At 50.1% G+C, this 631-nt stretch carries 1 pseudogene; it reads left to right on the plus strand.

Annotation, left to right across the window (positions count from 1 at the left end):
- Positions 1-155: 155 nt before the first annotated feature.
- A pseudogene (locus R7Q11_RS27310) lies at positions 156-631 on the plus strand (fructuronate reductase); the annotation flags it as partial.

A 631-nucleotide genomic window follows, 5' to 3' on the forward strand; every position in this document is an offset into this window, starting at 1 on the left:
AGCCGCTTCTGCCATTCTACGTTGCACTGATTGCGGCCCTAATGGCGGTGACCTTTATTCCTGAACTCAGTCTGTTCTTACCAAAACTGGTCCTAGGCTACTAACTCTTTCAATGAATCATCCCGCAGAGCACTCTGCGGGAGAAGGGGAATAAAATGAAAACCATTGCAAACTCCACCCTAAATGCTGCTGTTTCGCTGCCAGATTACGACCGTTCTACACTCAAAAGCCGTATTATTCACCTTGGTTTCGGTGCTTTCCACCGAGCGCACCAAGCACTGTTCACCAATGAAATGCTGAGCAAAACGGGCTCGGATTGGGGCATTTGCGAAATCAACCTATTTGGCGGTGAAGAGTTAATTCAATCGCTGCGCGCGCAAGATCACCTCTACACCGTGGCAGAGAAAGGCGCAAAATCGACAGAGGTAAAAGTGATTGGCTCAGTCACCGAGTCACTGCACCCAAGCCTCGACAGCATTCAAGCGGTGTTAGAAAAAATGGCCGAGCCACAAGTGGCGATCGTTTCAATGACGATTACCGAAAAAGGCTACTGCGCCGACCCCGCAACGGGCACGCTCGATAAAAATAACCCGCTCGTGATTGCGGATCTTGCTAACCCAACTGAGCCAAA

The organism is Vibrio sp. 970, from assembly GCF_033339075.1.